Below are 18,308 nucleotides of genomic sequence, written 5' to 3'. Positions count from 1 at the left end.
CGGTGCGAATCGCCGTCCGGCGTCCCGGCGGCCACCCGGATGGGGGAGACTGACACCCGTCAGCACCGTGTCCGCAGCTCCGCCCATCCGGAAGGCCGCCATGCTTCGCGTCGTCATCGCCGAGGACTCCGTACTGCTGCGGGAGGGGCTGACCCGGCTGCTCACCGACCGGGGCCTGGAGGTCGTGGCCGGCGTCGCGGACGGTGACGCGCTGATCAAGACCATCCACGACTTGGCCGCCGAGGACGCGCTGCCCGACGTGGTGGTTTCGGACGTGCGGATGCCCCCCACCCACACCGACGAGGGCCTGCGGGCCTGCGTCACGCTCCGTGGCCGCTATCCGCAGCTCGGCGTGCTGGTGCTTTCGCAGTTCGTCGAGGAGCGCTACGCCTCCGAACTACTGGCCGGATCCACCCGGGGCGTCGGTTACCTGCTGAAGGACCGGGTCGCCGAGGTGCGCGAGTTCGTGGACGCGGTGGTCCGGGTCGCCGAGGGCGGCACCGCGCTGGACCCGGAGGTCGTCCAGCAGCTGCTCAGCCGCAGCCGCAAGGGCGATGTGCTGGCCGGGCTGACCCCGCGCGAGCGCGAGGTGCTGGGGCTGATGGCGGAGGGCCGGACCAACACCGCGGTGGCCAAGCAGCTGGTGGTCTCGGAGGGCGCGGTGGAGAAGCACGTCAGCAACATCTTCCTCAAGCTGGGCCTGGAACAGAGCCGCGGTGACCACCGACGGGTTCTCGCCGTGCTGACTTATCTGAATTCCTGACCGGCTCGCCGACGGGTCGCCCGCAGCCTGTATTCGTATTCGAACCAACCTTCCCCGGTCGGGTACGGTTCCGGTCGTCCACGGCGTTGTTTATGGGTGCGGCGGTGATTTTCCGCCGCATCGGGGAGTTCCGTCCAAGGCAATCCTTACCCGCATAGGATGCGAGAGGTGCACCAGGCGGACGGGGCACACGGCTCACGCCCGCGGCTGGTGCCCACGAGGAGGTCCGCGGCAGTGACCAGTCAGGTCGATCAGTCAGAAGCAGTGGACGGCTCGGACGGCGACGAGGGCGGGTCCGGGCCCGGCGGGGGCCGCTCCGGCCCTGCCGTGCCGGTCGGTCCGCAGCACCGTGGCGCCAAACCGATCCGCAGGCTGGACCGGGTGATCATCAGATTCGCCGGAGACTCCGGCGACGGCATGCAGCTCACCGGTGACCGCTTCACCTCGGAGACGGCGTCCTTCGGCAACGACCTCTCCACCCTGCCCAACTTCCCGGCCGAGATCCGCGCTCCCGCCGGAACGCTGCCGGGTGTCTCGTCCTTCCAACTCCACTTCGCCGACCACGACATCCTGACCCCGGGGGACGCGCCCAACGTCCTGGTGGCGATGAACCCCGCGGCCCTCAAGGCCAACCTGCCCGACCTCCCGCGCGGCGCGTCGATCATCGTCAACACCGACGAGTTCACCAAGCGCGCGCTGGCCAAGGTCGGCTACGGCGCGGACCCGCTGGGGGACGGTTCGCTGGAGGGCTACCACCTGCACAAGGTGCCGCTCACCACGCTGACCCTGGAGGCCCTCAAGGAGAGCGGCCTGGCCCGCAAGGACGCCGAGCGGGCGAAGAACATGTTCGCGCTGGGCCTGCTGTCCTGGATGTACCACCGTCCGACCCACGGCACCGAGGCGTTCCTGCGCACCAAGTTCGCCAAGAAGCCGCAGATCGCCGAGGCCAACATCAGCGCCTTCCGGGCGGGCTGGAACTTCGGTGAGACCACCGAGACCTTCGCGGTCTCCTACGAGGTGCCGCCGGCCAAGCTGCCGCCGGGCCGCTACCGCAACATCTCCGGCAACCTGGCGCTGTCCTACGGCCTGATCGCCGCCTCCCGGCGCTCGGGACTGCCGCTCTACCTGGGCTCCTACCCGATCACCCCGGCCTCGGACATCCTGCACGAGCTGAGCCGGCACAAGAACTTCGGCGTGCGCACCTTCCAGGCCGAGGACGAGATCGCCGGCATCGGCGCGGCCCTGGGCGCGGCCTTCGGCGGCGCGCTCGGCGTGACCACCACCTCCGGCCCGGGCGTGGCCCTGAAGAGCGAGACGATCGGGCTCGCCGTCTCGCTCGAACTCCCGCTGCTGGTGGTGGACATCCAGCGCGGCGGCCCGTCCACCGGCCTGCCGACCAAGACCGAGCAGGCCGACCTGCTGCAGGCGATGTTCGGGCGCAACGGCGAGGCCCCGGTGCCGATCGTGGCCCCGGCCACCCCGGCCGAGTGCTTCGACGCGGCACTGGAGGCGGCCCGTATCGCGGTCACCTACCGCACCCCGGTCTTCCTGCTCTCGGACGGCTACCTGGCCAACGGATCGGAGCCCTGGCGGATCCCGGAGGTGGACGAACTGCCCGCCATCGAGCCGGACTTCGCCACCGGGCCGAACCGCGAGGACGGCGCCTTCTGGCCGTACCTGCGTGATCCGCAGACGCTCGCCCGCCCGTGGGCGGTGCCCGGCACGCCCGGCCTGGAGCACCGGATCGGCGGCATCGAGAAGCAGGACGGCACCGGCAACATCTCCTACGACCCGGCCAACCACGACTTCATGGTCCGCACCCGGCAGGCCAAGGTGGACGGCATCGAGGTACCGGACCTGGAGGTCGACGACCCCAGCGGCGAGGCCCGGGTCCTGGTGCTCGGCTGGGGTTCGACCTACGGCCCGATCACCGCGGCGGTCCGCCGGGTCCGGGCGGACGGCGGCGAGGTCGCCCAGACGCACCTGCGCAACCTCAACCCCTTCCCGGCCAACCTCGGCACGGTGCTGCGGAGTTACGACAAGGTCATCGTGCCCGAGATGAACCTCGGCCAGCTGGCGCTGCTGCTGCGGGCCAAGTACCTGGTGGACGCGCAGTCCTACAACCAGGTACGCGGACTGCCCTTCAAGGCGGCGCAGTTGGCGGACGTGCTGTGGGCGGCGATCGGAAACCTGGACGAGGAGGACAACCGATGAGCGAGCAGTTCCCCTCCTTGAAGCTGGTCCCGAAGGCCGAGGCGCCGCAGAGCGCCAAGGAGTTCAAGACCGACCAGGAGGTCCGCTGGTGCCCCGGCTGCGGTGACTACGCGATCCTGGCCGCGGTACAGGCCTTCATGCCGGAGCTGGGGATCAGACGGGAGAACACCGTCTTCGTCTCCGGTATCGGCTGCTCCTCCCGTTTCCCGTACTACATGAACACCTATGGAGTGCACTCGATCCACGGCCGGGCCCCGGCGATCGCCACCGGGCTGGCCTCCTCCCGGCGCGACCTCAGCGTCTGGGTGGTGACCGGCGACGGCGACGCGCTGTCGATCGGCGGGAACCATCTGATCCACGCGCTGCGCCGGAATGTGAATCTGAAGATCCTGCTGTTCAACAACCGTATCTACGGCCTGACCAAGGGGCAGTACTCGCCGACGAGCGAGATCGGCAAGATCACCAAGTCCACCCCGATGGGATCGCTGGACGCCCCGTTCAACCCGCTCTCGCTGGCCATCGGCGCGGAGGCCACCTTCGTCGCCCGGACCATCGACTCCGACCGCCAGCACCTCCAGTCGGTGCTGCGGGCGGCGGCCGAGCACGAGGGCACGGCGCTGGTCGAGATCTACCAGAACTGCAACATCTTCAACGACGGCGCCTTCGAGGTGCTCAAGGAGCCCGGCACCCGGGACGAGGCGCTGATCCGGCTGGAGCACGGCCGGCCGATCCGGTTCGGGACGGACCTGGCCCGGGGCGTCTTCCGCGGCGCCGACGGCGAACTGACCGTCGGCGAGGTCACCGCCGACAACGAGTCGGCGGTCCTGGTCCACGACGCCCACGCGGCCGGCCCGGCGACGGCGTTCGCGCTGTCCCGGATCGCCGACGCGGACACCCTGCACCACACCCCGATCGGGGTGCTGCGCCAGGTCCGGCGGCCGGTGTACGACGAACTGATGGCCGACCAGCTGGACACCGCCGTCGCCGACCGGGGCGAGGGCGACCTGGCCGCGCTGCTCGCGGGCGGCGACACCTGGTCGGTCGACTGACCCGGACCGACTGACCGGCCGACTGACCGGCCGACTGACCAGCCGACCGGCTGACCGACTGACTGGCCAGCCGACCAGCCGAACGAACGAACAGGCGAACGACGGTGCCCCCGGCCATTCCCGGCCGGGGGCGCCGCCGTTCACGGTGCTCCAGATGCTGTCGGTGTTGTCAGTGCTGTCAGTGCTGCTGCTCCGCCCACTCCACGAGCTGGACCACGACCCCGTTCGGGTCGGTGACCTGGAACAGCCGCTCGCCCCACGGCTCCTCGCGCAGCGGCATGGTGATCTCCACCCCGGCGGCCCGCAGTCGGGCCTCCTCGGCGGCCACGTCGCCGACCACGAAGGCGAGGATCAGCCCGGCGGCGACCTCGTCGCGGTACTCCTCGGGCAGGACCTCGGTCCCGCGCCGCAGGAAGACCACGTTCACCCCGGCACTCCCGTGCCCGAGCGAGACGAACCCGTCCGCCGCCATCTGCTCGGCGAACCCGAAGTGCTCCCGCAGGAACGAAGCGGACGCCTCGACGTCCTCGACGGTGAGTGAAACGGCGGAGGAAGTGATCTGCATGCCTGATGGCCCTCTCGTCGACTGTTATCCCGTACGCAGTACACTATACATAGTACGGAGAATGTGGCTACAGTGATGCCGGTCACAGTCACGGGTCGTTCTCGAAGAGTGCGGCTAGTCCAGCCCGGGCAGGGCGTCCTGCTCGACCTCGTGCCGGGCGACCCGCTCGGCCGGGTCCCGGCACTCGGGGCCGAGTCGCAGGATGCGCGACTCCGGGTCGTGCAGCGGGCGGTGGCAGCGGCGGCAGGTGACCCGGGGGCGGACGACCTCGCGGGTGTCGGTGCCCGGCAACGGGTCGGGGTCGGCGGTGGTCATGGCTCCGACCGTACCGGCGGGCCCGGCGTGAAAGGATCGGTCCATGGCCAGTGACCGCAGCAGTTCCGGGGACCCGGCGCGCACGCTCGCGCTGCTCTGGGGTGTGTCGGCGGAGGAGAAGCCCGGCCGGCGCGGGCCCCGCCAGGCGAAGTCCCCGGCGGAGATCGCCGCCGCCGCGATCGCGATCGCGGACGCCGAGGGGATGGACGCCGTGACCATGCGGCGGGTCGCCCAGGCACTCGGCGTCTCACCGATGGCGCTGTACACCTATGTGCCCGGCAAGGCCGAACTGGTCGACCTGATGCTGGACACCGCCTACGCGGACATGCCCCGCACCGCGCCCGACGGGGACGGCTGGCGGGCCCGGGTCGCCGCCGTCGCCGAGGACAACCGCGCACTCCACCGCGCCCACCCGTGGACCGCCGTCGTCGCCACCGGCCGCCCGCCGCTGGGGCCGGGCCTGATGGCCAAGTACGAGTACGAGCTGCGCGCCTTCGAGGACTCCGGCCTGTCCGACCTCGACCTGGACGCCGCGCTCACCCATGTGCTCGGCTTCGTCCAGACCTGCGCCCGGATGGCCGCCGACCGACGCGCCGCGCGGCAGGACAGCGCGATGACCGACGCCCAGTGGTGGGAGGCCAACGCCGAGCTGCTCGCCCGGGTCCTCGACCCCGAGCGCTACCCGGTCGCGGCCCGGGTCGGCGCCGCCGCCGGCGAGGCGCACGGCGCCGCGTACGACCCCGACCACGCCTACACCTTCGGCCTGGCCCGGGTGCTGGACGGACTGGCGGAGCTGGTCAGGGGCGGGTAGCCCGTCCGTCGTACTCCTCGCGCGCGTCACTGACGGCGCACATGCTGGCCTCCACCCAGTGGGCGAGCGCCGACACGTACTCGGCGGCCTCCAGGCCCAGCGGGGTGAGGCTGTAGTCGACCCGGGGCGGGATCACCGGGTGCGCCTCGCGGAGCACGAAGCCGTCCCGCTCCAGGGTCTGCAGGGTCTGCGCGAGCATCTTCTCGCTGACGCCCGACACCCGGCGGCGCAGCTCGCTGAAGCGGTACCCGCGCTCCCGCAGGGCGACCAGCACCAGCACCCCCCAGCGGCTGGTGACGTGCTCCAGCACGCCCCGGGACGGACACATGCGGTCGTAGATGTCGGGCGCCCGGTCGAGCAGGGGCGAGCCCTGTGTCATTACCTCCATGTCAGTACCCTACTTCAAAGTGCGTACTATCCAGAAGTTAGTGCCATCCCTAGGGTGAGTATCGAAGTCGACGCGGCTTCGGAGCAGGACACCGCGCCGCGGCTTCGAAGCCGTCGCCACACCCAAGAGGAGCAGGGACATGTACGTCGTCACCGGAGCCACCGGACAGCTCGGCCGCCTGGTCGTGGAGGGGCTGCTGGCAGCCGTTCCGGCGAACGAGATCGCGGTGGTGGTGCGTTCCGCCGCCAAGGCCGAGGAGTGGGAGAAGCAGGGCGTGCGCGTCCACGAGGCGGACTACAACCGCCCCGAGACGCTCGCCGGGGTCTTCGCCGCCGGCGACCGGGTGCTGCTCATCTCCGGCAACGAGTTCGGCCGCCGGGCGGCCCAGCACGGTGCGGTGATCGACGCGGCGAAGGCTGCCGGGGTCGCGCTGCTCGCGTACACCAGCATCCTGGGCACGGCCACCTTCGGGCTGGCCGACGAGCACCGGGCGACCGAGGAGGTGCTGCTCGGCTCCGGCCTGCCGCACGCCCTGCTGCGCAACGGCTGGTACACCGAGAACTACCTCGGTGACGCCGCCGGCACGGTCGAGCGCGGTGCGGTGGTCGGCAGTGCGAACGACGGCCGGGTGGCCACCGCCCCCCGCCGCGACTACGCCGACGCCGCGGTCGCCGTCCTGGTCGGCGAGGGCCACGAGAACAAGGTCTACGAGCTGAGCGGCGACGCCGCCTGGGGCCTGTCCGAGCTGGCCGCCGAGCTGGCGCAGGCCTCGGGCCGTCCGGTCGAGCACCGGAACGTCACCCCGGCCGAGCACCGCGAGGTGCTGATCGGCGCGGGCATGCCGGAGGGCTACGCCGATGTGTTCGTGGACGTGGACGCCGGTATCGCGCGCGGCGAGCTGGCCACCGCTCCCGGCGACCTGTCCCGGCTGATCGGCCGCCCGACCGTGCCGCTGGCCGACACCGTCCGGGCCGTCCTGGGCGCCTGATCCCCGGACGCCCGATCCCGGCCCCCCGCCACCTCCGGCCCCACCCCCGACGGACCGTCGCGGGTGGGGCCGGAGGCATGTCATGACCAAAAACCGAATACGGAGATGACAGGCGCGGTCGCGCCCGCTACCGTCGGCTCGACACTCGCGCGCGCGGAGGGCAGACGGTCCATGCCAGACACGACCCAGCAGGAGGCCGGACGCGGCCTCTGGAGCGGATTCGCCGCCTACGGCATATGGGGGCTCTTCCCCCTGTTCTGGCCGCTGCTGGAGCCCGGCGCCGCCGACGACATCCTGGCCAACCGGATGGTCTGGTCCCTGGTCGCGGTGGTCCTGCTGCTGGTCGCCCAGCGGCACTGGGGCTGGATCCGCCCGCTGCTCCGCCAGCCCCGCCGGCTCGCCATGCTGGGCGCCGCCGCCACGGTGATCTCGATCAACTGGGGCGTCTACATCTGGGGCGTCAACACCGGGCACGTGGTGGAGACCAGCCTCGGCTACTTCATCAACCCGCTGGTCACCATCGCCTTCGGCGTGCTGGTGCTCAAGGAGCGGCTGCGCCGGGCCCAGTGGGTGGCGGTCGGGATCGGCGCGCTCGCGGTGGCGGTGCTGGCCGTCGGCTACGGGCGGCCGCCGTGGATCGCGCTCACCCTGGCGTTCTCCTTCGCCACCTACGGGCTACTGAAGAAGAAGGTCGGGCTGAGCGGGCTGGAGAGCCTGGCCGCCGAGAGCGCCTTCATGTTCCCCTTCGCCCTCGGCTACCTGGTGTACCTGGAGGTCGCCGGCCGCGGCACCTTCGGCCACACCGCGGCCGGCGAGTACGGCTGGGGCCACACCGGACTGCTGATGCTCAGCGGGGTGATCACCGCCGTCCCGCTGCTCCTCTTCGGCACGGCGGCCGTCCGGGTGCCGCTGAGCGTGCTCGGGCTGCTCCAGTACCTGGCGCCGGTGTTCCAGTTCCTGATCGGCATCGCGGTCTTCCACGAGTCGATGCCGCCCGCCCGCTGGGCCGGCTTCGCCCTGGTGTGGGCCGCGCTCGTGGTGCTCACCTGGGACGCGCTGCGGCGGGTCCGGGCCGACCGCACCCGGACCGCCGCCGCTGCCGCCACTGCTGCCGCCGCCACTGCCAATGCCGCCGCCACTGCCACCACCGCCGCCGGGGCCACCGCAGCGACCGGGGCCGCCGCGGTGGCCGGGACGGCCGACGCCGTGCCGGTCAGGCCGTGATGTCCCGCGCGGTGAACCGCGACCAGGACGCCGAGCCGAACACCGCCACATAGGCGGCCTGCAGCCCGAGGTTCTTCAGCACCCCGTCCCACTCCATCGGCGCCCGCAGCAGATCGCCGAAGGTGAGCCAGTGGTGGGTGAAGAGGAACGGCTGGATCGCGTGCAACTGCGGGAAGCTGTCCAGGATCTGCACCGTGATCACCAGGCCGACCGTCGCCGCCATCGCCGCGATGCCGCTGCCGGTGAGGGTGGAGATGAACAGCCCGATCGCCACCAGCCCGGCCAGCGACGCGGCCACCACCGCGGCCACCAGGACCGCCCGCAGCAGCGCCGACCCCAGGCCGATGGTCTCGCCGGAGATCAGGGTGACATCGCCGACCGGGAACAGCGCCGCCCCGGCGATGACCGCCGCCGTGGCGACGGTGACCGTCGCCGCCAGGCAGAACACCAGCCCGGCGGTGAACTTGGCGGCCAGCAGCCTGGTCCGCCCGGCCGGCGCCACCAGCAGGTAGCGCAGGGTGCCGGTGGCCGCCTCGCCGGCCACCGAGTCCCCGGCGACCACACCGACCGTCATCGGCAGGAACACCGGCAGCGCCACCGCGAGGGCCGTGAACACGAGGAACAGGCCGTTCTGGGTGACCTGGGCGATGAACGCCGGGCCCTCGCCGCCGCGCGGCCCGTCCGTCTCGATCCGGACCACCACACCGATCAGGACCGGCAGCAGGGCCAGGATCCCCAGCAGCACGATGGTCCGCAGCCGGCGGAAGGTCAGCACCAGCTCGTTGCGGAACAGCGCCAGGAACCCGGCCGCCGTCTGCGGGCGCCGTCCGCGCGCCGCAGCCGCAGCCGTGGTCACGGCCGTCGCCGCGACCGCCTCGGCCGGCACCGCCTCAGCCCGCGACATCGAAGCCCTCCCCGGTCAGCGCCACGAAGGCGTCCTCCAATGTGCCCCGCTCCACGCCGAAGCCGTGGACCCGGACCTCCGCCGCGACCAGCGCCGCGCAGAGCCCGGGCAGCGCGTCCTCGGCGAGCGCGCCCAGTTCGCCGTCCACCCGGTTCTCGGCGATCCGGAGCTCGGTGACCTTGTGCGCGAGCAGCACCTCGCCCGCCCGGTGGGTGTCCGGCGTCCGTACCACCAGCCGGCCCCGGGCCCGGGCGGCCAGCTCGGCGACGGTGCCCTGCACCAGCAGCCTGCCGCGCGACATCACGGCGGCATGGGTGCAGACCTGCTCGATCTCGTCCAGCAGGTGCGAGGAGAGGAAGACCGTGGTGCCCTCGGCCGCGACCTCGCGGATCAGGGCCCGGATCTCCCGCATGCCCTGCGGGTCCAGGCCGTTGGTGGGCTCGTCCAGGACGAGCAGCTCGCGCGGCTGGAGCAGCGCCGAGGCCAGGCCGAGCCGCTGCTTCATGCCCAGCGAGTAGGCGCGGGCCTTCTTGCCGGCCGCGGCGGTCAGCCCGACCCGGTCCAGGGCCTCGGAGACCCGCCGCTCCCGGGTCCGCGGGTCGGCGGTCGGGTCGGCGGCGTCGAACCGGCCCAGGTTGTCCCGGCCGGAGAGGAAGCCGTACAGGGCGGGCCCCTCGATCAGCGCGCCGACCCGGGGCAGCACCGAGGACACCGACTGCGGCATCGGCTCGCCGAGCACCGAGGCGACCCCGGAGGTCGGGGCGATCAGCCCCATCAGCATCCGGATCGTGGTGGTCTTGCCGGAGCCGTTCGGCCCGAGGAAGCCGAAGACGGAGCCCCGGGGGACGCTCAGGTCCAGCCCGTCCACGGCGAGCTGGCCGCCGCGGAACCGCTTGGTCAGGCCCCGGGTGCTGATCACGTCGTCGGACCGGTGGGAGCTCGAAGCGGCACGGGGGGCCGGGCGCGTCAACGCGCCCGGCCCCCCGGCCGGCTCCGTAACGTCCCCCGTTACGGAAGCCTGGGCCACTACTTCACCCCGGCCGCACTCTGCAGCACCGGCAGCGTCACCGCGCCCGCGAAGACCCGGCCGTCGTCGGTGACGAGCACGTTCAGCACCTTGGTGCTGATCAGCGAGCCGCCGGCGACGGGCTTGCCGAGCGACTTGACCAGCGCGAGCGGGTTCTCCAGCTTGCCGCCGCCGCCCGGGCCGTGCCCGCCCTTGCCGCGCGGACCCTTGCCCTCGGCCGGGACGAACACGTCGTTGCCGGGCAGCTTGGCGGAGAGCACCGCAGTCCAGCCCTCGCCGATCACGTTCAGACCCTCGGTGGCGGCCTTGGCCTCCTCCGGGGAGATCTCGGCGTGCGGCGCCGGGTCGGCCTTGCGCTCCGTCACCTTGGCGCCCTTGGGCACGGTGAACTCGAAGGTCTTCGCGGACGGCGCCGCGAAGGAGACATCGGTGAAGTGGACGTCCAGCACGGTGCTGCCGTCCGTCCCCTTGACCACGACCGACAGCGGCACGCCGTTGTCGGCGGCCACCGCGATCCGGACCTCGCCGATCGTCGAACCGGAGCCGGTCGGCTTCACGCTCAGCCGGTAGGCCTTCTGCCCGGCCACGTTCACGGTGCCGTCCACGGTGACCGTGGTGGTGCCCGCGCTCGCGCCCAGGAACTGCTGGGCCGCCTCCTGCGGGGTGGTCGGCACCCCGGTCAGCGGACCCTTGCCCGGGTGGCCGTCCGCCTTGGCGTCCGGCCGGGCCCCGGTCAGGTGCACGGCCTCGTTGCTGCTGCTGTCCCAGGTCCACACCTGGTCGCCGTTGCGGATCATCTCGTAGCCGGCCAGCTGCTCCAGCAGGCCGATCCGCTGCCGGTCGGGCCCGTCCACCGCGACCCGCAGCCGGTGCTCGCCACCGAGCAGGCCGGTCAGCTTCGCCGTCGGGTCGGCGCCCGAGGACTTGCCCCCGGAACCGCCGCCCGGCGCGCCGCCGGCGAGGCCGCCGGCCGCGGCACCCAGCAGTTGGCTCGGCACACCGAGGTCGGCCGAGAGCGACACCGTGCCGGTCAGCGTCTCCGCCTGGGAGCCGAGCACCTTCGCCACCACCTGCTCCGCCGTCAGCGCGGGCAGCTCCGGCGGCGAGGAGTCCGCCAGCGCCGGTACCAGCCCCACCCCGGCGGCGATCGCTGCCGTGACCGCCAGCGGCACCGCGACGCGCACCAGCGTGCGTCGGCGGGACCGGTAGGGAGCCCCGTCCTGCCACTCGTCCGCCGGGCCGCTGCCCGCGGTCGCCCTGTCGTCCGTCATCCGTCCAACCCCTCCGTCAGTGACCGACTGTCCCTGGGTATCCATTAGACGGTGCCGCGTCGCCCGCGTCATCGCCCTGCAGGGTTGGATAGGGGTCGATCTCGCGACGCAGCCGACCCTGATTCCCCCTCAGGGTCGTCTCCTCCGAACGTACGAGGAACGTACGTGAACTGGCGTAGGGTCGCGGCATGGACGCATCCAACACTCCGACTGCCAACGCGATGCGCCGCGCCCTGCGCCGCGCCCGGGACGGTGTCGCGCTGGACGCGACCGAGGCGGCGGTACTGCTCCGGGCCAGGGGCGAGGACCTGCGCGACCTCTGCGCCTCCGCCGCCCGGGTCCGCGACGCCGGACTCGAAGCGGCCGGCCGCCCCGGCGTCATCACCTACTCCAAGAGCGTGTTCATCCCGCTCACCCGGCTCTGCCGGGACAAGTGCCACTACTGCACCTTCGTGACCGTCCCCGGCAAGCTCCGCCGGGCCGGCCACGGGATGTACATGTCCCCGGACGAGGTGCTGGACGTCGCCCGCAGAGGCGCCGCGCTCGGCTGCAAGGAAGCGCTCATCACCCTCGGCGACAAGCCCGAGGACCGCTGGCCCGAGGCCCGTGAGTGGCTGGACGCGCACGGCTACGACGACACGATCGCCTACGTCCGCGCCATGTCGATCCGCATCCTGGAGGAGACCGGGCTGCTCCCGCACCTCAACCCCGGGGTGCTGAGCTGGACCGACTTCCAGCGGCTCAAGCCGGTCTCCGCCTCGATGGGGATGATGCTGGAGACCACCGCCACCCGGCTCTGGAGCGAGCCCGGCGGCCCGCACCACGGCTCGCCCGACAAGGAGCCGGCCGTCCGGCTCCGGGTGCTGGAGGACGCCGGCCGCAGCTCGGTGCCGTTCACCAGCGGCCTGCTGATCGGCATCGGCGAGACGTACGAGGAGCGCGCCGAGTCGCTGTTCGCGCTGCGCCGGGTCTCCCGGGCCTACCACGGCATCCAGGAACTGATCCTGCAGAACTTCCGTGCCAAGCCGGACACCGCGATGCGCGGCATGCCGGACGCTGAGCTGGACGAACTGGTCGCCACCGTCGCGGTGGCCCGGCACATCATGGGCCCCTCCGCCTGTCTGCAGGCCCCGCCGAACCTGGTGGACGGCGAGTACGAGCGGCTGATCGCGGCCGGCGTCGACGACTGGGGCGGCGTCTCCCCGCTGACGCCCGACCACGTCAACCCGGAGCGCCCCTGGCCGCAGATCGACCAGCTGGCCGAGCGTTCGGCGGCGGCCGGCTTCGAGCTGCGCGAGCGGCTCGCCGTCTACCCCGAGTACGTCCGGCACGGCGAGCCCTGGCTGGACCCGCGGGTGCTGCCGCACGTCCGGGCGCTGGCCGACCCGGAGACCGGACTGGCCCGCCCGGACGCGGTGGTCACCGGACACCCCTGGCAGGAGCCGGAGGACCTGCCGGAGTCCTACGGCCGCACCGATCTGCACAGCACCATCGACACCGAGGGCCGGACCGGCGACCGGCGGGCCGACTTCGAGGACGTCTACGGCGACTGGGAGGTGTTGCGGGAGCAGGCCGCCTCGGCCGTCCCCGGCCCGACCGGGGCCCCGGAGCGGCTGGACGACGAGGTCAGGGCCGCGCTCGCGGTGGCGGCCGACGACCCGACCCGGCTCACCGACGCGCAGGCGCTGGCGCTGTTCCAGGCGGACGGCCCGGCCCTGGACGCGCTGTGCCGGATCGCCGACGCGGTCCGCCGGGACGCGGTCGGCGACGAGGTCACCTACTGCGTCACCCGGAACATCAACTTCACCAACGTCTGCTACACCGGCTGCCGGTTCTGCGCCTTCGCCCAGCGCCGCACCGACGCCGACGCCTACAGCCTCTCGCTGGAGCAGGTCGCCGACCGGGCCGCGCAGGCCTGGGAGGTCGGCGCCACCGAGGTCTGCATGCAGGGCGGCATCCACCCGGACCTGCCCGGCACCGCCTACTTCGACATCGCCCGCGCGGTGAAGGAGCGGGTCCCGGGGATCCATGTGCACGCCTTCTCGCCGATGGAGGTGGTCAACGGCGCGACCCGGACCGGTCTGTCGATCCGGGACTGGCTGCAGCGGGCCAAGGAGTCCGGTCTGGACACCATCCCGGGCACGGCCGCCGAGATCCTGGACGACGAGGTCCGCTGGGTGCTCACCAAGGGCAAGCTGCCGGCCGCGACCTGGGTGGAGGTCGTCAGCACCGCGCACGAGCTGGGCATCCGCTCCTCCTCCACGATGATGTACGGGCATGTGGACACCCCCGCGCACTGGGTGGGCCACCTGCGGCTGCTCGCGGAGATCCAGCAGCGCACCGGGGGCTTCACCGAGTTCGTGACGCTGCCGTTCATCCACACCAACGCCCCGGTCTACCTGGCCGGGATCGCCCGGCCGGGACCGACCGCGCGGGACAACCGGGCGGTGATCGCGATGGCCCGGCTGCTGCTCCACCCGCACATCCCCAACATCCAGACCAGCTGGGTGAAGCTGGGCGCCGAGGGAGCGGCGGAGATGCTCCGCTCGGGCGCCAACGACCTCGGCGGCACGCTGATGGAGGAGACCATCTCGCGGATGGCCGGTTCGGCGTACGGCAGCTACAAGTCGGTCCGGGACCTCCAGGCGATCGCCGAGGCGGTCGGGCGGCCGCACCGGCAGCGGACCACGACCTACGGGGAGGTGCCGGCCGAGCGGCTGGCCGCCGCGCTGGCCTCGGACGGGCACCTGCCCGACCTGCTGCCGCTGGTCGACTGAGCCCGTCCGGCCGCCGTCCGCCGGGCCCCGGCGGACGGCGGCCCGGCCCGGACCGGGTGAAACCCGGGGAGTCCGGCGGGTGGTGGAACATCCGGTGGTGATCCGGTGGAGCGGGAACCCTGCCGGGCTGTTCGGGCATTCGAATACAGTGCGAGGGCGCGCGACCGGCCGTGCGTCGCGTGTCCCTCCCGCTCCCGGACGAAAGGCGCTTGCCGTGATGCCACTGTGGTCCCGCGCCCAGCAGCAGGACTTCCGCAGCCGGGTGCGGGGATGCCTGCTCGGCGGAGCGATCGGTGACGCACTCGGCGCGGGCGTGGAGTTCGAGTCCCTGGAGAAGATCCGTGCCGCGCACGGCCCGCTCGGCGTCACCGGGTACGTCCCCGCGTACGGGCGGCTGGGAGCGGTCACCGACGACACCCAGATGGTGCTGTTCACCCTCGACGGGCTGATACGCGCCCACATCCGCCGGGACACCGGCAGCTGGCACCCGCCCACCGACGTCCACCGCGCCTATCTGCGCTGGGCCGTCACCCAGCGGGACTGGGGCCCGGACGAGCGCCGGGACGACCTCGGCTGGCTCGGCCGGGAGGAGTGGCTGTACGCGCAGCGGGCGCCGGGCCAGGCCTGCCTCTCCGGCCTCTCCGGGCCGGACGCCGAGCGGCTGGGCACCCTGGAGGCGCCGAAGAACCCGCACTCCAAGGGCTGCGGCACGGTGATGCGGGCGGCGCCGTTCGGGCTGCTGACCACCTGGGAGCCGGGCCTGGTGTTCCAGCTGGCGGTGGAGTGCTCGGTGCTGACCCACGGCCACCCCACCGGCTACCTCTCGGCCGGGGCGCTGGCGGTGATCGTCCAGACGGTGGCGCGGGGCGGCACCCTGGAGGAGGGCGTGCACCTGGCGCTCGCGCTGCTGTCGGAGCGGCCGGCGCACGAGGAGACCACGGCGGCGCTGCGGGCCGCGCTGGACGCGGTGCGGGCGGGGGAGCCGTCCGCCGAGCGGGTCGAGGCGCTGGGGGAGGGCTGGGTCGCCGAGGAGGCGCTGGCGATCGGGGTGTACTGCGCGCTGGTCGCGCACGACGTCCGGTCCGGGCTGCTGCTGGCGGTGAACCACTCGGGGGACAGCGACTCCACCGGCGCGGTCTGCGGCAACCTGCTCGGGGTGCTGCACGGTGACACCGCGCTGCCGCCCGGCCTGGTGGCGGGTCTCGAGGGGCGCGGGGCGCTGCTCGAGCTGGCCGACGACTTCGTGCTGGAGCTGATGCACGGGCCCGAGCTGCACAGCCGCGACACCGCGGAGGGCGCGGCCTGGGCGGCCCGCTACCCGGTGCTCGGCTGATCCTCCGTCCGTCGGGCCGGGGAGTGCTTGTCGGGGGCATGCCTCCGAGTGCCGAGATGCCCGTAGCGGTGGCCGCCGCCCCGGGGGAGAGGCGACGGACACCGCTACGGGCACCTGGGCCGGGAACCGGCACGAGGTCGATCAGAGGCTGCCGAACGCTCCGGCGCCCGCCGCGGCGGCGAACGCGTTCCAGGCCTCGGGGGAGAAACTCAGCTGCGGTCCCTCCGGGTCCTTGGAGTCACGGACGGCCACCCGGTCGGCGGCCGGCACCCTGATCTCCACACACGCGCCGTTGCCGCCGCTGTGACTGCTCTTGCGCCAGCTCGTCCTGTTCTCGATGGTGGTGCTCATCGGTGGTATCCCTCTTCGATGTCGGCTATCAGTGAGCGGGTCTCCGCCACCCCGAGCGCGGCCGCCCGCAGGTGGTCGTAGAGACTGGTATAGCGGCGCACGTCGGCCTCCTTCTCCAGGTAGAGATCGCTCGTCACCCCTTCGAAGTAGACAACCGTCGAATCGGCTGACTCCGGGAACTCCAGCAGGGAGAATGTCCCGGTCATTCCGGGGTGGGCACCGTGCGAGAACGGTATGACCTGGATCGTGATGTTGGGGCGCTGGCTCAGCTCCAGCATGTGCTTCAGCTGGTGGGCCATCACCTCCTTGCTGCCGACCTCCCGGCGCAGCACCGCCTCGTCTATCACCGTCCACAGGCTGCCCAGCGGGTTCTCGCCGTTGACCCGGTCCTGGCGCTTCATCCGGACCTGCACCCGGCGCTGGACGGAGAGGGCGTCGGTGTCCGGCTGGGTGCCCTCGACCACGGCCTGGGCGTACTGCTCGGTCTGCAGCAGCCCGGGCACGAAGGAGGACTCGTAGGCGCGGATCGAGGAGGCCTCGGCCTCCAGCCCGATGTAGACGCTGTACGGGGTGGGCATGTCGTTGAAGTCGTGCCACCAGCCGCGCTGCCGGGACTCCCGGGCCATCTCCATCAGGCTGGCCCGCATCGCCTCGTCGGTGACGCTGTAGACGTCGCACAGGTCGCGGACGTCGCGCTGGCTGATGCTGCGGCGGCCGTTCTCCAGGCGGCTGATCTTCGACTGGGAGACCATCAGCCGGCCGGCGACCTCCTCCGCGGTCATCCCCGCCGCGTCCCGGAGCTTGCGCAGCTCCGAGCCGAGGCGTCGACGACGCACCGTGGGATTGATGTTCGCGGACACGTCGACCTCCGGTCGGACCTCTGGTGATCGTTGGAACGGAAGTCCTCGGAACACGGTGGAAATCTGGATCAACCCCCTGACGTTCTGCAGCATGTCACCCCGGGTCAGGTCGGCGCCGGGAAATCACTGGAGCGCAGTAGAACAGATCATCGGAAAAGCGCTTCGGTGAGACAGCGGACGCCTCCAGGTGGTAGAGGCGCCGCGGCCCGGTCCGGTGGTGGGGCGACGGCGTGACGGATGCGGTGCGGACGCGGCCCGGGGGCCGCGCAGGTGCTGGTGGCACGTGCGGGGGCGGTATGCGGCCGGGGGTCCGGGTGGGGGCGGACCGACTCGGGGGACGGCGGAGGGGCGGTCGCCCGGCGACTTCCGTCGCGGGCGACCGCCCCTTCTCACTGCCTGGTGATGCCGGTTGCTCGGCGCCTCTGCGGGGCGTGAGCGGTTCGGCGTGCGCTGCCGTTCGCGCTGGTGCGCGCTCGGCGCACGGGGTGGTTCGGGTGCCCGCGGGACCGCGGGCCGAGCTGGGGGTCCGGACGAGGATCCGGACGGTGGTCCGGACCCGGGTCCTGGCGAGGGCCCCGATGCGGCCCTCGGTGCGGTCCCCGGTGCGGCCCTCGGCGGGCGTCCGGCCTCGGCGGGAGCCTCAGCGGACGCCGACGCGGGATGCCGCGACCCGGCCTCCGCCGCTGCCGCGCCCGGCCGCCGAGCGCTGACCGGCCCGGCCTCCCGAGCCCGACGGCGCCGCAGTTGCCTGGGCGGAACGGTTCTGCTGGCTCGGCAGGCCGTTCTGCACGTCCATCACGGCGTGCGCGACCATCCCGCCCAGCGGGTCGTAGCGGATCAGATCGCGCAACCGGGACCGCGAGGACCGGCCCTCGTTGCCCGGGTAGAGGTGCTTGCCCAGACCGACCGAGTGCGCCAGGGCGGCGAGCGCGGCCGTCCGCGGGTCCGGCGGCACGCCGGTGCGGATCGCGGTGTCCAGTCGCTGCTTGATCGCGGCGTTGGTGCAGTCGTCCGACGCCTGGTAGCGGATCGTCGGCAGCACCCCGCACACCTGACCGGGCACGGCGGTCACCATGCCGCAGCGCTCCAGGTGTGCCAGGTAGGTCTGCCGCAGCCCCAGCCGGGGCCCGCCGATCCAGTGCGTGGCGCGGACCGGGCTGCCGCGTCGTCGCAGCAGCTCGAGCGCGTGGTCGAGTGTCGGGTCACCGGTCGGCCGTGGCAGCACCACGGCGATCCGGTCACCTTCAGGAACGATCCGTCCGGCCAGGGACAGCTCGACCAGCTGTGCCCCGGCGAGTCCGAGGTCGAGGGTCTGCGGCTGCGCAGTGGTGCCCGTGGCCGGGTCCAAAGCGAGCAGCAAGAGTTCCTCGGGAACAGTTCTGCGGCTCTTGCCCATCCAAGCCTCCCCGCGTGGATGGGAAACAGCGTGACGCCTCTCACACGGGCTTGTCGAGTACGCCTCCGAATC

The 18,308-nt window shown here is 72.6% G+C and carries 17 protein-coding genes; 8 read left to right on the top strand and 9 right to left on the bottom strand.

Annotated elements, in window-relative coordinates; translation table 11 throughout:
- The first annotated feature begins 100 nt into the window (after positions 1-100).
- The 3 genes from IF01_RS0113005 to IF01_RS0112995 all read left to right on the top strand — a co-directional run bounded on the left by IF01_RS0113005 (position 101) and on the right by IF01_RS0112995 (position 4,026).
- Positions 101-763: a response regulator transcription factor gene (locus IF01_RS0113005; protein ID WP_030393516.1), complete on the top strand. Its 663-nt coding sequence runs from the start codon at positions 101-103 to the stop codon at positions 761-763.
- 234 nt (positions 764-997) lie between these two features.
- Positions 998-2,977: a 2-oxoacid:acceptor oxidoreductase subunit alpha gene (locus tag IF01_RS0113000; protein ID WP_037779730.1), complete on the top strand. Its 1,980-nt coding sequence runs from the start codon at positions 998-1,000 to the stop codon at positions 2,975-2,977.
- Positions 2,974-4,026, top strand: a complete 1,053-nt coding sequence (locus tag IF01_RS0112995) for a 2-oxoacid:ferredoxin oxidoreductase subunit beta (RefSeq protein ID WP_030393514.1) — start codon at positions 2,974-2,976, stop codon at positions 4,024-4,026. Before IF01_RS0113000 ends, IF01_RS0112995 begins: the two co-directional genes overlap by 4 nt.
- 178 nt (positions 4,027-4,204) lie before the next feature.
- Here IF01_RS0112995 and IF01_RS0112990 read toward each other — a convergent pair whose 3' ends face one another.
- Both IF01_RS0112990 and IF01_RS0112985 read right to left on the bottom strand, forming a co-directional pair.
- Positions 4,205-4,591 (bottom strand): VOC family protein, encoded by a 387-nt coding sequence (locus IF01_RS0112990; RefSeq protein WP_030393513.1) that lies wholly within the window; start codon positions 4,589-4,591, stop codon positions 4,205-4,207.
- 114 nt (positions 4,592-4,705) lie between these two features.
- Positions 4,706-4,906 carry a DUF6011 domain-containing protein gene (locus tag IF01_RS0112985; protein ID WP_030393512.1) on the bottom strand — a complete coding sequence of 67 codons (201 nt, stop codon included), beginning with the start codon at positions 4,904-4,906 and terminating at the stop codon, positions 4,706-4,708.
- A 43-nt stretch (positions 4,907-4,949) separates the two neighbouring features.
- On the opposite strand from IF01_RS0112985, the gene IF01_RS0112980 reads away from it, so the two are divergent.
- Positions 4,950-5,717 carry a TetR/AcrR family transcriptional regulator gene (locus tag IF01_RS0112980; protein WP_030393511.1) on the top strand — a complete coding sequence of 256 codons (768 nt, stop codon included), beginning with the start codon at positions 4,950-4,952 and terminating at the stop codon, positions 5,715-5,717.
- Here IF01_RS0112980 and IF01_RS0112975 read toward each other — a convergent pair.
- Positions 5,704-6,105, bottom strand: coding sequence for a winged helix-turn-helix transcriptional regulator (locus IF01_RS0112975; RefSeq protein ID WP_167349742.1), 402 nt, complete (start codon positions 6,103-6,105; stop codon positions 5,704-5,706). The two genes, IF01_RS0112980 and IF01_RS0112975, sit on opposite strands and share 14 nt — an antisense overlap.
- Before the next feature lie 139 nt (positions 6,106-6,244).
- Here IF01_RS0112975 and IF01_RS0112970 point away from each other — a divergent pair, with 139 nt between their 5' ends.
- Together IF01_RS0112970 and rarD are read left to right on the top strand one after the other, a co-directional pair.
- Entirely contained in the window at positions 6,245-7,093 is an 849-nt protein-coding gene (locus IF01_RS0112970; protein WP_030393509.1) for an SDR family oxidoreductase, read from the top strand.
- Between the two features lie 171 nt (positions 7,094-7,264).
- Complete coding sequence (gene rarD, locus IF01_RS0112965; RefSeq protein ID WP_030393508.1) at positions 7,265-8,317, top strand: EamA family transporter RarD; 1,053 nt, start codon at positions 7,265-7,267, stop codon at positions 8,315-8,317.
- Here rarD and IF01_RS0112960 read toward each other — a convergent pair.
- From IF01_RS0112960 to IF01_RS0112950, 3 genes are read right to left on the bottom strand one after another with little or no spacing between them, the layout of a single operon-like run.
- Positions 8,307-9,221 (bottom strand): ABC transporter permease, encoded by a 915-nt coding sequence (locus tag IF01_RS0112960; protein WP_030393507.1) that lies wholly within the window; start codon positions 9,219-9,221, stop codon positions 8,307-8,309. The genes rarD and IF01_RS0112960 overlap by 11 nt on opposite strands.
- Positions 9,208-10,191, bottom strand: coding sequence for an ABC transporter ATP-binding protein (locus IF01_RS0112955; RefSeq protein WP_051740407.1), 984 nt, complete (start codon positions 10,189-10,191; stop codon positions 9,208-9,210). The genes IF01_RS0112960 and IF01_RS0112955 overlap by 14 nt, the downstream gene beginning before the upstream one ends.
- 56 nt (positions 10,192-10,247) lie before the next feature.
- On the bottom strand, positions 10,248-11,519 hold the full coding sequence (locus IF01_RS0112950; protein ID WP_051755273.1) for a LolA family protein: 1,272 nt from the start codon (positions 11,517-11,519) through the stop codon (positions 10,248-10,250).
- A 188-nt stretch (positions 11,520-11,707) separates the two neighbouring features.
- Between IF01_RS0112950 and IF01_RS0112945 the strand changes: the two genes are divergently transcribed.
- Both IF01_RS0112945 and IF01_RS0112940 read left to right on the top strand, forming a co-directional pair.
- Positions 11,708-14,296, top strand: coding sequence for a bifunctional FO biosynthesis protein CofGH (locus tag IF01_RS0112945; protein ID WP_030393504.1), 2,589 nt, complete (start codon positions 11,708-11,710; stop codon positions 14,294-14,296).
- Between the two features lie 217 nt (positions 14,297-14,513).
- Positions 14,514-15,629 (top strand): ADP-ribosylglycohydrolase family protein, encoded by a 1,116-nt coding sequence (locus IF01_RS0112940; RefSeq protein WP_030393503.1) that lies wholly within the window; start codon positions 14,514-14,516, stop codon positions 15,627-15,629.
- A gap of 141 nt (positions 15,630-15,770) precedes the next feature.
- Here the strand turns inward: IF01_RS0112940 and IF01_RS0112935 are convergent, their stop codons facing one another.
- The 3 genes from IF01_RS0112935 to IF01_RS0112925 form a co-directional block, all read right to left on the bottom strand.
- A complete protein-coding gene (locus IF01_RS0112935) occupies positions 15,771-15,980 on the bottom strand; it encodes a DUF397 domain-containing protein (protein WP_030393502.1) in 210 nt (69 codons plus the stop codon).
- Positions 15,977-16,840, bottom strand: a complete 864-nt coding sequence (locus IF01_RS0112930) for a helix-turn-helix domain-containing protein (RefSeq protein WP_030393501.1) — start codon at positions 16,838-16,840, stop codon at positions 15,977-15,979. Before IF01_RS0112930 ends, IF01_RS0112935 begins: the two co-directional genes overlap by 4 nt.
- Before the next feature lie 640 nt (positions 16,841-17,480).
- Positions 17,481-18,236 (bottom strand): GOLPH3/VPS74 family protein, encoded by a 756-nt coding sequence (locus IF01_RS0112925; RefSeq protein ID WP_030393500.1) that lies wholly within the window; start codon positions 18,234-18,236, stop codon positions 17,481-17,483.
- Positions 18,237-18,308: the final 72 nt, after the last annotated feature.

It is taken from the genome of Kitasatospora purpeofusca (assembly GCF_000718025.1).
GTDB classification, from domain to species: Bacteria; Actinomycetota; Actinomycetes; order Streptomycetales; family Streptomycetaceae; genus Kitasatospora; species Kitasatospora purpeofusca.
This window is presented reverse-complemented; position numbering and strand designations above follow the sequence as displayed.